Source organism: Variovorax sp. Soil_C_17, assembly GCF_057657265.1.
Map to the genome: position 1 here is coordinate 1,274,186 of NZ_JBDGIT010000002.1, position 13,627 is coordinate 1,287,812.

General features: G+C 65.2%; 18 protein-coding genes. 1 reads left to right on the forward strand and 17 read right to left on the reverse strand.

The window, feature by feature from the left end:
- Window positions 1-42 precede the first annotated feature (42 nt).
- The 17 genes from AC3A6Y_RS14570 to AC3A6Y_RS14650 all read right to left on the reverse strand — a co-directional run bounded on the left by AC3A6Y_RS14570 (window position 43) and on the right by AC3A6Y_RS14650 (window position 13,016).
- Window positions 43-2,433: a hypothetical protein gene (locus tag AC3A6Y_RS14570; RefSeq protein WP_487868926.1), complete on the reverse strand. Its 2,391-nt coding sequence runs from the start codon at window positions 2,431-2,433 to the stop codon at window positions 43-45.
- A 50-nt stretch (window positions 2,434-2,483) separates the two neighbouring features.
- A complete protein-coding gene (locus AC3A6Y_RS14575) occupies window positions 2,484-2,798 on the reverse strand; it encodes a hypothetical protein (protein ID WP_487868927.1) in 315 nt (104 codons plus the stop codon).
- Window positions 2,795-3,382, reverse strand: a complete 588-nt coding sequence (locus AC3A6Y_RS14580) for a hypothetical protein (protein ID WP_487868928.1) — start codon at window positions 3,380-3,382, stop codon at window positions 2,795-2,797. Before AC3A6Y_RS14580 ends, AC3A6Y_RS14575 begins: the two co-directional genes overlap by 4 nt.
- A 46-nt stretch (window positions 3,383-3,428) precedes the next feature.
- Window positions 3,429-4,391 (reverse strand): hypothetical protein, encoded by a 963-nt coding sequence (locus tag AC3A6Y_RS14585; RefSeq protein ID WP_487868929.1) that lies wholly within the window; start codon window positions 4,389-4,391, stop codon window positions 3,429-3,431.
- A 117-nt stretch (window positions 4,392-4,508) separates the two neighbouring features.
- Window positions 4,509-5,183 carry a hypothetical protein gene (locus AC3A6Y_RS14590; RefSeq protein ID WP_487868930.1) on the reverse strand — a complete coding sequence of 225 codons (675 nt, stop codon included), beginning with the start codon at window positions 5,181-5,183 and terminating at the stop codon, window positions 4,509-4,511.
- Window positions 5,180-6,022, reverse strand: coding sequence for a hypothetical protein (locus AC3A6Y_RS14595; protein ID WP_487868931.1), 843 nt, complete (start codon window positions 6,020-6,022; stop codon window positions 5,180-5,182). The genes AC3A6Y_RS14590 and AC3A6Y_RS14595 overlap by 4 nt, the downstream gene beginning before the upstream one ends.
- Window positions 6,019-6,237 (reverse strand): helix-turn-helix transcriptional regulator, encoded by a 219-nt coding sequence (locus AC3A6Y_RS14600; RefSeq protein ID WP_487868932.1) that lies wholly within the window; start codon window positions 6,235-6,237, stop codon window positions 6,019-6,021. The genes AC3A6Y_RS14595 and AC3A6Y_RS14600 overlap by 4 nt, the downstream gene beginning before the upstream one ends.
- A gap of 148 nt (window positions 6,238-6,385) precedes the next feature.
- Window positions 6,386-7,267 carry a helix-turn-helix domain-containing protein gene (locus tag AC3A6Y_RS14605; RefSeq protein WP_487868933.1) on the reverse strand — a complete coding sequence of 294 codons (882 nt, stop codon included), beginning with the start codon at window positions 7,265-7,267 and terminating at the stop codon, window positions 6,386-6,388.
- A 44-nt stretch (window positions 7,268-7,311) separates the two neighbouring features.
- Window positions 7,312-8,202: a hypothetical protein gene (locus AC3A6Y_RS14610; RefSeq protein ID WP_487868934.1), complete on the reverse strand. Its 891-nt coding sequence runs from the start codon at window positions 8,200-8,202 to the stop codon at window positions 7,312-7,314.
- Entirely contained in the window at window positions 8,199-9,575 is a 1,377-nt protein-coding gene (locus AC3A6Y_RS14615; protein ID WP_487868935.1) for a replicative DNA helicase, read from the reverse strand. Before AC3A6Y_RS14615 ends, AC3A6Y_RS14610 begins: the two co-directional genes overlap by 4 nt.
- Window positions 9,565-10,338 (reverse strand): hypothetical protein, encoded by a 774-nt coding sequence (locus AC3A6Y_RS14620; RefSeq protein ID WP_487868936.1) that lies wholly within the window; start codon window positions 10,336-10,338, stop codon window positions 9,565-9,567. Before AC3A6Y_RS14620 ends, AC3A6Y_RS14615 begins: the two co-directional genes overlap by 11 nt.
- Window positions 10,335-10,457, reverse strand: a complete 123-nt coding sequence (locus tag AC3A6Y_RS14625; RefSeq protein WP_487868937.1) for a hypothetical protein — start codon at window positions 10,455-10,457, stop codon at window positions 10,335-10,337. Before AC3A6Y_RS14625 ends, AC3A6Y_RS14620 begins: the two co-directional genes overlap by 4 nt.
- A gap of 151 nt (window positions 10,458-10,608) precedes the next feature.
- The gene (locus AC3A6Y_RS14630; RefSeq protein WP_487868938.1) at window positions 10,609-10,869 is read right to left on the reverse strand and encodes a hypothetical protein; all 261 of its coding nucleotides are present in this window, start codon (window positions 10,867-10,869) and stop codon (window positions 10,609-10,611) included.
- Window positions 10,869-11,150, reverse strand: a complete 282-nt coding sequence (locus tag AC3A6Y_RS14635; protein WP_487868939.1) for a hypothetical protein — start codon at window positions 11,148-11,150, stop codon at window positions 10,869-10,871. Before AC3A6Y_RS14635 ends, AC3A6Y_RS14630 begins: the two co-directional genes overlap by 1 nt.
- Window positions 11,151-11,307: 157 nt before the next feature.
- Window positions 11,308-11,988 (reverse strand): hypothetical protein, encoded by a 681-nt coding sequence (locus AC3A6Y_RS14640; RefSeq protein WP_487868940.1) that lies wholly within the window; start codon window positions 11,986-11,988, stop codon window positions 11,308-11,310.
- 19 nt (window positions 11,989-12,007) lie between these two features.
- Window positions 12,008-12,322, reverse strand: coding sequence for a hypothetical protein (locus AC3A6Y_RS14645; protein WP_487868941.1), 315 nt, complete (start codon window positions 12,320-12,322; stop codon window positions 12,008-12,010).
- Between the two features lie 295 nt (window positions 12,323-12,617).
- Window positions 12,618-13,016: a toxin-antitoxin system HicB family antitoxin gene (locus AC3A6Y_RS14650; protein ID WP_487868942.1), complete on the reverse strand. Its 399-nt coding sequence runs from the start codon at window positions 13,014-13,016 to the stop codon at window positions 12,618-12,620.
- A gap of 112 nt (window positions 13,017-13,128) precedes the next feature.
- On the opposite strand from AC3A6Y_RS14650, the gene AC3A6Y_RS14655 reads away from it, so the two are divergent.
- On the forward strand, window positions 13,129-13,620 hold the full coding sequence (locus AC3A6Y_RS14655) for an Arc family DNA-binding protein (RefSeq protein WP_487868943.1): 492 nt from the start codon (window positions 13,129-13,131) through the stop codon (window positions 13,618-13,620).
- Window positions 13,621-13,627 lie beyond the last annotated feature (7 nt).

Genomic DNA, 13,627 nt, shown 5'->3' on the forward strand with positions numbered 1-13,627 from the left:
GCGCGCTGAAGGGGCGGATTTGAGATCGACCCCTTCGCACGCCTACCACCCGCCCGACAAGCCTCCGCCCAGACCGCCAGTCACGATGTGCGCCGTGCCTCGGTCGCCAACATTTTGACCAATCGATTCCGGCAGGGAAACATTGATCGAGCCACGGCCCGCGCCCGCGCCGCTGTTAAGAGGGGTTGCCGGCTCGCGCACCTCCACCGCCTTCGGAATGACCGCCGGCACGCTCGACGGCACAGACGATGCCGCCAAGGATGTTGCGCCGCCGCCGGCCACCACGGGGCTGCGGAATTGCGCTGTGAGGCCCTTGGGGTCATAGGCCATGTCTCTGTAATACTTCGACGCGCTGGTGCCGTTCGCATCGACCGAGCCCGTGCCGCCGCGCGCAACTGCCATGGCGCCGCCCAGGCCCGCAATGTGACGCGCCTTCAACAGCCCGGCCACCTGTGCCGGCGGCGTCTCAGCAGTGATGGCGCCGCTCTTCACGAGCGCGCGATAGGCCGCGTCAGAGTTAGTCTTGAACGCGGTATCCTGCGTGCTGGCGGTGGCAAGGTACTTGTCGTACGTCATGCCGCCGTTCCAGTTCTTGTCGTCCTTCAAGAACTTCGTCATGCCGCCGGCCGCACCCCAGTCGGCCTCGCGCTTGTAGCCGTCTTTCTTCATGGCCGCCTGCACCGCGCCGGCACCGCCATTGATGAGGCCGGCATCAGCCAGCCACCCGGCGCCGGCTTGATAGCGGCCCGCGAACCCGAGTTTGTTCACTACGTCGAGCTTGCCGCCGCCGCTCTCGGTCAGCGCGGTTGAGGCCACCAGGGCGCGCGTGTGCGCGTCGTCCAGGCCGGCGATGTTGCCCGCCGAGTAGGTCTTGCCCGTTTCGAGCGCGCGGGCCTCCGCACCCTTAAATACACCGCTCACTGCGCCACCGACCTTGCCAGCCGCCGCCGAGCCTGCGCTATAGGCGCGCTTCACGGTGTTGGGCACCATTGCGGCCGCGCCGGCCTTCGCCGCGTCGAGTGCGTCCGAACCGTAGCCCTTCGCCGCCGACCAGCCGGCGCTCGCGGCGCTCTTCGTCTTGTCCCAGGCGGCACCGGCCGCCTCGCCCACCCTGTCGGCGGCCGCGCTGACGTTCTGCTTTACGTCGATGCCGGTCTTGGCCTTGATCCAGTCGTTCACCGCGTTGCCGGCGTCGCTCAGGGTCTTGCCGACGGAATCGAGCCCGGCCTTTGCGCTGTCGAGCCACTCCCCGGCCTTCTTCGTGATGCCTTCCCAGGCGGATTTCGCGTCACCGGCCAGGGACTCCCACGCGGCGCCGATGAATGCCGTCGTCGAGTTCCAACCCTCGATCACTTTGCCGGGGATATCGGAGTCCACGAGGGTTTTCGTCCATTCGCCGACCTTGGCGCCGAACTTCTCACCCAGGAGGGCGCCGCCGACACCACCCAGGAAGCCGCCGATGGCGGTTCCAATGCCCGGCGCGATGATCGTGCCCAGGGCCGCGCCGAGCTTCGCGCCGGCCACACCGCCCGCCAGCATGCCGCCGGCCTCCCCCACGCCCTTGTACTTCTCGTCGCGCGTGCCGCCGCCGAAGATCGACGCCAGCGCGCCGCCGCCGGCCACCAGGGCGCCGAGCAGCGGGATGCGGCGCAGCAGCTTGCCGCCGCCCTTCAGCAGCCCCATGCCCTTGCCGAGCAGGCCGCCGAGCAGCCCGCCAGCGGCCGTGCCGCCAGCCGAGCCCAGCAGGTTCCCCAGCAGGCCGCCGCCGGCACCACCACCCATGCCGAAGAGGCCGCCACCGCCGACGCCCTGCTGCGCCTTCTGCGAGCCCGGCGTGAGCGCCTTCAGGAACCGGCGATACCACACCTCTTTCTTGCGCTCGGCCGTGCGCCCGAAGAGCGAGAACAGGCCGCGCCCGAGGGGCGACACCACGTCCTTGACCTCTTTCAGCGCGTTCACCGTCGGGTCGATGTTGTCGGCCGCCGACAGGCTCGCCGCGAGCTTGCCGAGCGTGTCGTTCATGCGGCTGAAAGTGCCGCTACTCGAACGGCCGCCGCCATCGCTGTTGCTCGCCGCGCCGCCGCTGGCTGGGCGCTGGCCCGCCACGAAGCGGCCATTCGATGCGCGCGGCTGCGCCACCACCACGGGGACGCTCGCGCGCGCACCGCTGGCGCCGCGCTGCGTTGGCGCACTGCGGCCCACCGGCTGCACCACCGTCGCGCGGCCACCCACGTAGTTGCCGCCGCTGGTGCGCGCACTGCTCGCGGGCGCACGCGGAACGGCGCCAGGGCGGCTCAGGCGGATGTTCGTCGAGACCTCCGCGCCCACCGCACGCGCGATGGCCTTCACGTCGGTGCGGATGGTCTTCCAGATTTGAATGCCCTGCTGCTGCGCGCGCATGAGGTCGCGGCCGTTCTCGACGATCTCGCCCACAAGGAAGCCCCGCGAGTCGTGCGGAAAGTTGGATGCCATTGAGATTTCTTTCAGCCCTTTAGGCGGCGAGCGATGCTTGCGACAAAAGTGTCCGGCCCGTGCGATGTCGGCAGGATTGCGGGGGGAACGATGCGCTTCGGGGCGACCCATGTGCTGGCAGGCGCGAGACGCTCGCGGCGGGCGTCGTGGTCGCGGACGATTCGGTCGAGCGTGCCGGCCTGGGCCGCCGCCTCTCGGTCGAGTTCGGCCTTGGCTGCAGCGACGCTCGCATCACCCAAAGCGATCAGGCCTTCGAGTGCAGCCTTGCGGTGCCGGTGCTCCCCCAGCAGAAAGCTGCCTGTGCGCGCGTGTTCGAGCGGGCTCATTCCGCCGGTTCCTCGTCGTCGGCCTCGCCGATGACCTGCACGATGAGACCGCGACGCGGGTGGTCGTCGATATCTGCGAGCGCTTCATTGCGAATGGCATCGGGGCCGAGGTCAGGCGCGTTCGGGTCGTGGAGGTCAGCGCTCGTGATCCAAACGCGGAACAGGATGCCCACGTCCGGTTCGTTGGTCGCGATGTTCAGGTACTGGCCCGTTGAGGGTAGCAGTGCGCCTTCGTCATCGGCGAACTCCACCAGCAGCGCGAGGGTCGCTTCCTGTGTGCCTTCCTCAACGGCGCCACAGGCCGCTGCCAGTGCGACCGGGTCAGCGTCGATTACCTTGAAGCGCACCTGACCACGGTGGATGATCTCGGGCTCGGCTGCTTCTGCTTCCCCCCACGTTTCGGGAGCGTCGCCATCGAAGGGGGTGCCGTCGGAGTCCAGTGCAATGCTTTGCAGCAGGTCGGCAGTGATGGCTTTCACTTCGCCGGTCGGCTCGGGTTCAGGATAGGTCATAGTCTGGTGCCCTGCGGGCGTTTGATGGTTGATGGATGGCTTCGGTGCACGCCGCGCGCGGCTGATCGCCATGAGCGCGAGCAGGCGCGCGGCGCGGTCTGGAGGTACTGGGGAAAAGTCATGGCCGTGCCGCCTTCCGTTGGGCAACGAGCAAGTTTTGAAGCGCGCGAGCGATAGCGACACTGTTCGTGTCCTTGCCAGTGAAGGCCTTGAGTGCGGTCCGGATGTCGTCCGTGCTTGCCGGCTGCGGCAGCTTGGCGCCGCGCGATGCCGCCGGCACCACGATGCGGCGCACGTTTTTCGGCAGCATCCGCTCGGCGTCGGCCTGCGTGACAGTGAAGGTGCGGGGCTTCGCCTTGCCCGGCTTGTCGATCCGAGCGCGGTCGGCCTCAACCATCTGCGCTACGCGCTGGCGCAGGCCGATGCTCATTTGAACGTCCGTCATCACACGCGCCAGGTGCTTGCAGCATGCGCCGTCCAGCGTCGGGTTGGTCAGCTTTGGCAGGCCATGTTCCGCTCTACCCGCAACCCAGCCACCGGCCGTGGCTACGAAACGCAAGAAGAACCTGAAATGCTGGCAGTCGCACTCGAACCGCAGCGGCGACTCCTTCATCAACCACTGGGCGGCCTGCGAAGGCGTTCCGGGCCGCGACAGGGCCGACGAGTACAGCGAGAACTCCACGTTGACGTGATGTCGTGTGACCTTGGACTTCGGGCCCGAATCGGTGACGAGATGCACCTTGCCGGTCTGAAGCCGGGCGGGCATCGAATAGCGGATTTCGGCCTTCGCGCGCTCGATGTCGATGGTCCGCGAGAGCCCCAGCGCTTCCTTCGCGGTCAGGCCTTGTCGGGCCTTGTCGCCCAGGGCTTCAACTTCCCTCTTGAAGTGAGTCAGATCGGCGGGCGTAATGGGGCGAGCGCCGGCACCGCCGAGGCGGGTCGTTAGCATGCGCGCGGGCGACAGCTTGCCAGCAACTTCGCTCGGTTGAAGGATCGTGCGCGCCTGCCGACGGCTCTCCAGTTCGTTCTGGCGGATGCGATTCAGCGCCGAGATGACGTTGCCGATGCGAGGTGCGTTCACAGGTCACCTCCACCAATTTCAGCAATACAGTCGCGCAGTTCACGCTGCTGCCGCAGTAGATCGTTGGTCTGCTTCGCGATTGACCGGAAGTACGCGCGCTGCCCGCCCTTCCAAGCATTACGCGCCACCACGGCCTTGCCCTCCACGCTTTGCGGCCCGGTCGCCGACCTCCACGGCTTCATTTGCCGTGCGAGTTCCGATTGCCGTGAGCGTTGCTCCGGCGTCCAGCGGCGTGCTGCCATTTCCCACCTCCAACACTTCCACTTTGTTTGGCCGACTCGCCTCGTGCGCGGGCACGTGCGCGGGAGACACCGTGTTGTTGACTTGCTGCATGCCACCCGGCGCGGCGACGTTGGCCTGTTTGGCGATAACCGTCGTGCGCGGGTACTTCAGATTCACCAGAGAATCGAGAGTGGCGCGGCTCTGCGCCTGGGCACGCAGGGCGAGGTTGGTCAACATCGCCATGTTGGCGCCGGGGCCGGTACTTGCTGCCTTCGCCGCAAGGGTGGAGAACATGGTCTGCAAGGCAACCGCCTGCGCGACAAGCATCTTCTCAACGTCAGACAGATCGCCGCTCTTCACCGTGTCCGCCATCAGATCGATGGCGTCTTGCACGTTCCCGGGACCGATCTCTCTCCAGTGAGCAAACGATGGAGCGGCGTAGTTCGCGGCGACCATGCCCGCGCTGAGCGACGGATCAATCACCATGGCGCCGAGCGCCGTCGATTCAAGCTTTGCGGCTTCAGGATCGACGATTGCCGGGGGCTTGGTGCCCTTGCTGCGGGTCGTCACGCTGCAACCTCTTCGCCAGCGCGCTCGGGACGGGCCTGCGCGATGAAGGCGTCGAGGCCCAGGCCGGTCAGGTGAGCGACATCGGCGCTCGCGATGTACGCGCGCAGCGGGATCAGTTCGTTGTCGATCACTGCGATTCGCAAGCGAATGTCGGCAACCTGTTGCTCAGGGTCCTCCACAGCCAGCATTGCAATCTCTGCGGGCTTAACGCCTGCGGAGATCAGGGCGTTGTAGCGGTGATTCGCGGGGCCGCTCATCGTCGAGGCGCGGCGGATCGAATCGAGACGCACAAAGCAGTGCTCGCGCTCGTTGGCGAGGGACGTGAGGCGCGCAGAGACTTCGCGGCGCAGCGGTTCGATTAGGGCCATGCGGGCCTTGCGAACGGCTTCGTGGGCGTCGCGATCTGTGCGGGCATCGTCGAGGGCGTCGTCCAGTTCGGCAGCGCGCTGGCGCAGGACGGCGACGACGGCGGCCGGCGTGGGGTCTTCGGTCGAGTGCGTGCCGATGGCCTTCACGGCCGCCGCAACTTCAGAGCGCAGGGCGGAGAACTCGATCAGGCGGAGCAGCTTGCCACGAACTTCGGCGGCCTGGCGCTGAACGCTGGCGTCAGCGAACAGCGTGAGCACCGCGTCGATGGCACGGGGGCTCAGGTCGTCTGCATCAGCGAGGGGGGAGCGTGTGAAGGCGGTGTGCATGGTGATCGGTTCCTTGAGGCGGGTTTTGGCAGGTTCTGAGGCGTTGCGGCTGGTGGTGCGCCAGGGCGGCGGATTGAGGGGCTTGGAGGGGCTGGCGGGCGCCTTGGCGCGCAGGCTTTGCATAACTGCGGCGAAGACCCTCATGCGCCGGCCTGCACCGAGTGCTCGATGAAGGCGTCGATATCGGAGCGGCGGTAGCGGATTGCGCCCCCGATACGGCAGTACGCCGGGCGCGCAGCGCGCTTCGTGGCGCGCCATGCCGTCAGGGTGGCGGGCGCGATGTTGAGCCGTGCCGCCGCCTGCGCTTCGGTGAGCAGGGCGTCGGGCGGCGCGTGGTCGGAGACGATGGTCGAGGTCATGGGGTTGGGATGCGAATAATTGCGATGCCTTGATGGTCGATGCGGATGCGTGCGGGTCGGTGGGCACTTTTCCAATCCGAGGCGGCGGCGATTAGGGGCGCGTTTGAAGCGCGACTCTTCGACTGCCGCAGATGGCTGAAGTGCTCGGTCAGGCCTCGACGCCGAGGTCGATGTCGCCGTCGGGCAGATGGCCCAGGCGCTCGCGCAGGTCCGCATCGAGGGCTTGGGCAAGACGCTGCCGGCGCCTCGCTTCGTGCAGCGCTTGTTCGAACACCTCCGTCTTGAAAGCGAGGGTTGCTCCGCCCCGCATGTTGTCGACCGAGCCGCGATTCAGGCGGGTGAAGCTCTGCACCGCATCCAACAGATCGGTCCCAGCCGCGACGAATGTCGCCGTGCTGCCCGCGTCGGCACCCACCAGCTTCACATGGCGATTGACCTCGCCGATGACGACTTCCGCGCACTTCGACAGTTGGTTACGCACGCCATTCAACATAGCGCGGCGCAATCCTGCGGCCGGATCACGGTCAATTTCCGACGCCTCACCGAGCAGGAAATCAAGGCTGGTGGAATAGAGGCGCGCCAGCTTGATCAGTTCTGAGGTCGGAGGAAATCGATGGCCGCGTTCCCAGAGCGATAGCTGGGCCGGCGTTTCGTACCCAAGCTGGCGCGCGGCCTCTTGCTGGCCGAGTCCGCATGCCTCGCGAGTGCGGATCAAACGCGGCCCGACAACCCGGCGAAGCTGCATTTCGGTGCGGCCTTCAAACACCACGTTTGCGCGCGTGCGGGGCTCACGCCTCCGCCCTTCGGCCCGCGCGGTCTGCGGATCGTCCGCGCTGTTGGACGGATCGTTCGCAGCTTCCGGACGCGCCGCCGGCAGAAGGCCTGCGAATACGTTGCCACCCACGGCGGCCTCGCTGTCATGGTCGGTTTGGTCGCACGCGGGAGCCTTGGGGATTTCCGGTGCGACAGTGACCGGCATATGGCCGATGGACTCGACGATGTTCGTCGCGATGGCTGGAGCGATGTTCATTGCGACATTTCCTTGATAACTGAAATTCATGCGAGACGCACCCGTTACTGGATGGGATGGACCGTGCCGCGATGCAGCTTCCCGGCATCGAGGTGTTCGTCAACGAAAGCCTTGAGCTTGTCGACCGGCTCGCCGAGGGTTTGACTCAGTTGCTCCAGGCTGAACACCGGCTCACCAGCGTCATTGACGTGCGTCACGGTGGGCACGCACGGCGCGAGAATCTTCTCGGCCTCGGCCCGATAGCGCGGCGGAGCGGACTCGAACAGGCGGATGAAGGTGCCGACGTGTTCGGGCTCGTGGGCGGCGCCCTCTCCGTGCTGGTCGATGATTTCGCGTAGGTCGGCCAGCGCCGCGAAGAAGTCCGGGTAGTCGCGGCGGTCCCGTTGATCCTGCTGCCACGCGCGATGGGCCACTGCCCACTTCTTCCATTCGGCGGCGGCGCCGGCCTGCATGGCTTCGAGCCCGTCAAAGTAACTCTGCGGCGCCGATTCGATCATGTCGCACATGACATCCACGAACTCGGGGGAGTCGGTATCACCGGACTCTTTGAAGCGGAGCACCTCGGCCAGGGCGTCAAGGCACGCCGCCGACGTTCCCCACGCGGTATCAGCATCGATGGGCTGCGATGGCCTGTTCAGTCCAATGACCTGCTCACCGGGAGTGGCGTGCCCAGTGCAGCGCACGATGTTCTCGTCCAGCAGGTCCCATCCGTAGCGGCGGCACACGCCATGCGGATGGTCGTCCGGGTCAACGTCGGAACGCAGGCGGGCACAGTTCCCGCAGTACCTCGTGGGATGGATGGCGCCGAGCTCGGCCTGCGAGTAGTCGGTATGGGTGAATGCCTTGGTGTCAGCGGCGGTGGTGGTGTTGGTCATGGTCGGGTCGTGTAGGTTGCGTTGATTGAGGTCGTTGCGGGCGGTGTAGTGCGGGGTCATGGCGGCATGCCTCTACTGGCGGGCCTCGGCGTCGCCGAGCGAGTCGGCACGGCACCATCCCAGTCGGTGATCTGCTGCCGCGCGCCGTTGAAGTGCAAAGGCACCAAGCCTTGAGGGCCGTTGCGGTGCGCGACGATTTCCAGTTCAGAGAAGCCCTGGAACGCCGGTTCGCGCTTGCTCGACGGGTGCGCCCAGTCGGTGAAGAGCAATGCGATCTGGTCGGCCGCAGCCTCGATGGCGCCAGAGTCACGTAGGTGGCTCATGGTGGGGCGTCCGTAGTGCTCGTCCGCCTTGCGCGACATCTGCGACAGCACAACGACACCGATCTGCAGATCGAGCGCCAGCGCCTTGATGCCGTTGACGATCACGTCGAGTTCCCGGTTGCGGTTTTCTTCGCCGGCCCCAGCCATCAACTGCAAAAAGTCGACGAACAGCACGTCCAAGCCATGGCGCCGCTTGACCTGCAACGCCTTGCGGCGGATATCGAGCAGCGAGAGGCTCGACTGATCGTCGTGCGTCAGGTGCAGTTCTCCCAGGCGCTGCGCAGCATCAGTCACCGCCCGCCACATGTCGCTGTCGCTCGGGTCTGCCCGCAGGATGCGGCCGAGGTCGAACGAACCAGCTGCTGCGGTATGACGATGCATCAACTGAGACACCGGCATCTCCTGCGACAGGAACAGCACGTTGTAGTCGCGCGCCATGTTGCGGGCCAGCGCGAGCGCGAGCGCCGTCTTGCCGTTCTTCGGGCGGGCGCCGATCACCATCATTTCGCCGCGCCGCAGGCCGCCGTTGAGCAGCTCGTCGAGGCCATCGATGCCGGTTGGGATGGCGGGGTTCTTGCCTTCGCTCAGGTCGCTGAGCAGCGCGAGGTAGTCGGCCAGCGATTCATTGATGTGCTGCGGGTCGCGCTTGCCCTTGGCCGTCGCGAGCTTGGCAAGCAGCATCTGCGCAGCGTCGATCTGCTCAGCCGACGTACCTGTCGACGCCGCGAGTTCGACAATCTGCTGCCCCGCGCGCATCAGGTCGCGCTGGCGGTGGCGTTCGGCAACGACGGCCGCGTGGCGGCGGATGGTGGACGCCGAGGGCACGTATTGGGCGAGGTCGTTGAGGCGCGCCAGGTCACTTTCGGTCGCATTGCCTTCGGCGCGCATGGCGTCGAAGGTCGAAATCACGTCGAAGGCATGTCCGGCAGCGGCCATCGACTGGATGGTGCGGAAGGCAATTGCGTGGAACGGCGTGTAGAACATCGACGGCGTGAGGTCGGCCACGCGGTTCAGTGCGCCGTTGTCGAGCAGCACGGCACCGATCACTGCCGCCTCGGCTTCCGGGCTACGCGGCATCTCGCCGGTCGGGAGGGGGCGATCAGTTTTCATACTTGCCCTCTACGACTTTCACGAGGTTCTCAGACTTGCAAAGCCAGTCGAGCGATACGTCGAAGGCCTTTCGGCCGCTGCTCGGCGTCGAACGGCCGCACAGAAAATCGGACGCAGCCACGTACTCGAAGTAGCGGCGCCACCAGTCGAGGTTTTGGCGTTCCGATTTCTCGCGCCAGCGAGTGCGAAGGGATTGTTGGCGAGTCGGTGTCCACTCGCGTACGCGGCGTGCCGCCGGCAGCACCTCGTGGTAGATGTTGATGATTTGCTGGTGTGGACAGGAATCTGTCGATGCCGAGGTCTCTGCGGCAGCAGAGTTTTTGCCATCTGCCTCTGTCTCTCCCTCTGTCTCTCCCTCTGTCTCTGGGGTAGCAACACGCCCGCAGTCTGCTGGCACCGTGCTAGCAGACTGCTCGCGCGTCGCTTGCAACTCGTCCGCAGCGGGCTCGCGCTGCGCTTGCACGTCGGTTGAAACTTGCTCGGCAAGCGTGAAGAAACCGGCTGCGATCAGGGGCGACATGCCGGCCTGAATCTCGCCCTCGTCTGCGCGCAGTCGGAAGGCTACTTCTTCGGTCGAGCCGTCGAAAGCACCATCCTTCGATTCGCTCGCGAGCAGCCAAAGCATCGGCGCAAGCGCTCTGCTAGCGAGCGGCAAGCGCTGGTATTGGCGGTCGTCGAGCAGGCTCTTGTGCAGCTTGACCCACGGCGGGTTCCGGTCCTTGTAGTGCTGGAACGTCGCCCAGTTCTTGGGGATGAGCTTCATTGCTGATGCTCGCCCTCGGCGGCGCGGTAGAACGCGAACAGAAAGCGCGCTGCCAGCACGTAGTCACCGCGCTCTCCAGCGCGGACGAAGGCGCGCGCAAGGTGCATCGCGCGGCGCATGTGATTCGGCATGCCACGGTGCACGTGTTGCCCGGGGAAGGCCGCCTCCCATTCAGGCGCCGAGAAGTAGGCAGCGCTCGGGCACGGGCACGGGCACGGGCACGGGCACGGGCACGGGCACGGCGGGAGCGTATCAATGATGCAATCGCAATCACGCATGCGCACCGCCCATCTGCGCCAGGAAGGCGCGTGCGTGATCGAGGTCGTCCAGCGGAACGACCTTGCCATGGCGAGTCGTGTGCAGGCGCGTCGCGCCGTCGATGCCAACCTCAGAGGTCAGTGCGAGCCCAGCGAGCGCATATTGGGCTGCGAGGGTATTGAAGGGCTTCCATTGGGCGTGCGATTGGTGGCGGGGCTCGGCGGGCAGCGTGCGGCCGAGCGTGCTGACGATGAGGACTTTCTCGCCGTGCATTACGCAACACCCAGAACGCGCTTGAGATCGGCGACCGGCCAGGCGAGACGGCCATTGATGCGCAGACAGCTGATCGGGCCGGTTTGGCTCATCGACCAGATGCGAAGAGTCTGCGGGCGGCGATTGAGGTAGTGCGCCGCAGCTTCGGTGGTCACCGTCGGGCTGGTGACTTCGCCGAGCGGCAGGAATTTGACGCCGCCGCGCGGGGTGCTTTCGGCCTTTACCAGTTTGTCGGCGGCGGGGATCGGCGGCGACATCGGTTCGTATGCGATGGTGTTCAATTGGGCTCTCCCTGTCGGGGACGTTGGCCCCGATGCGGGGCCGTTGAGCCTCTATTTCCGCCGCACCGGAGTGAAGCGAACAAATGCGGAACGGCCCCAGAGATCGCTCACTGGGGCCGTTCGTTTGAAACCGGAGTGTTCCGGAATTTGTCCCGCTCTATTTCTGGCCCCAGGCATTCCAGAGCACCTCAGGCGTCTTGGCGCTGCTCTTGTCGTCGCGTTCGCGCTGCCGCGTAGCCGCGCGCTCGCATGCGTCCTTTAGATCCTGGCGAATAGTCTTGTCGGTGCACCCCTTGGCGCCATCCGATTTCTCGGCCTGCTCAAGAAGACCAACCCCGGTGAATGACCAACCGCCATTTTTGGGGTCGGCCGTGCCACCAAGTTCACGAAGGCGCGGAAGACGGCGGTCGGCACGCTCCGTCGGCGTCTCTCCCGCCTTGTGCCTGAAGCTGTTCTTGATCTGTGGCACGTCGTCGATCCAGCCCTGATCGCGCGCGAACGCCAATCCTTCCTTGACCCAAATCTTGCGGGTCTTGTTGGGGTCAAGTTTGACCGACAGCAAGCGTGTCCGACGAACGTGATCCATCAGAACCTTGCGCGTGTCGGCGTTCTCGATGTGCTGAGCGTGGTGTGCTGCCCAATTCATCCAGACGAACCTGTTGCGCTCGTCGAGGTCCAGCAGCCGCGCGCTAAATTCCATCGGCGAGACCATGTTGTCCGGTTCCAGCGGCGGCGCCGCTTTGGCACGTATGGTCTCAATGGTCATGAGCTTTGCCCTCGCGATCTCTTCGATCTCGGCAGCCTGCCGATACAGCTCCGTCCTCAGTGCGTCTTGCATATCGATTGCTCCTTTTGCTTCAAGCGGTCAGCCCCCAAACCTTGCGGAGATCGGTGCCCACGTCGTCGGAGGTCGAGTCCGCCGCGTGGCCGATTGAGGCAAAGAGCGCGCGGAGGTAGTGCAGCTGCGGGCTAATTTCGTCGGGGGCGATGGCGATGGCCTGAGTGACCTGTTCCAGGCCGGTCATTGCGTGATCGGCGATCTGATCGACCACTTCCCGCAGCGCAAGCGCGGTCAGTCGGAACTCTGGTATGGGCGCGAAGACATCTTCGTTCGCTGCCGGAACCGCGTTCGAAGGTGAAAGCGTAGTGATAGGGGAGTCGAAATTCTTCATGATGAGAGTCTCCAATTTGGGCAAAAGCGCCCGTGTTGTTGCGCTGCGCGTGAAGTAACGGCTGTTGCTTTCTCAGGCGCCACCAATGTCAGCAAGCGTGCGATTTAGGTCTCTAAGCACACGGCGGAGAAGGATGTGTTCTCGCTTGAGCACGATCAGCTTCGGTGGAATGTCCTCGCGCTCAAGGCGGCTTCCTCGCATGAGTGCTCTGAGCACAATGGCATCGGGCAGCGTCTCGTTCCGCGCCTGTCGCGCACACGCTTCCTCTCGCGCGCCGTAGCGGGGGTGACCATGATCAATCCAACTCCGTAGGCCAGTGCGACAGGCCCTCCAACTTGCCGTCGCGATGCACGCGATAGACGGCGAGCGCACCGTTCACATTGCCCAGTCTCGCGTAGAAGCTATCGCCGATTTCATGGACCTCGCAGGAGCCCGGCTCTTGGCAGGTTCCCCCTTGCCGTGTGGCGGCCTTGCGATATGCCAGGAGAGCGCGGCGCTCGATGTCCGATCTGTTGATGATCATTCGGCTTTCCTGGCGCGGCGGTGCGTCGCGCCCACCGGTGAGAGCCATGTCGATCGCTTGCAGCACCCACGCGTTCATAGACATTCGGGCTGCACTCGCGCGTTTTTGGACCTGACCACCAAGATCACGCGGCAGTCGCAGCGTGAAAGTAGCCTTCACTTCTTCATTCATGCAAGATTCCTTTTTGCTTTTTTGACTTCATTTTGAAGCCGCCCAAAGTATCGATTGGCTTCACTTTGGTGTCAACTTCATTTTGAAGCCGATATGGACACAATTGCGCCGCATGAGCCAAGACGACTACATCAGAACTGCGCTGCGGGTGCCGCCCGAGCTTCACAGGGCATTGCACAAGGCCGCCGACGAGTCCGAGCGAAGCTTCAACGCCGAAATCATCGAACGCATCAAGAGCAGTTTCGATCCCGCTCCCTCGGCGGATGGGGCAGTAGCGCAGGAGCTTGCCGACAGCCGCGCCCAAACCATCAGGGCGATGGTGTTCATTCAGCAGTCGTTGTGCGAAGCGGTGCTGCGGATGTACGCAACGCTAAAGCCAACCGATCGGCGTGATCGGCATTTCGAGGATGCTGTTGGATTGGCCGACGGCCTGCTAGAAGGCGTACAGCCGGCCGAGTACCTGCTTGCGCGAGCAGAGATGAAAGAGGCGAACCCAGCCCTCGCCCAAAAGGTCGAGGACACGCTGGCCGACATCGACGCGGATTCGAAGCGCGTCCGTGTCTCGTCTGTGCGTCCCCGGCGAACCAACGTCGCCAAGCGCTGATTCAAGC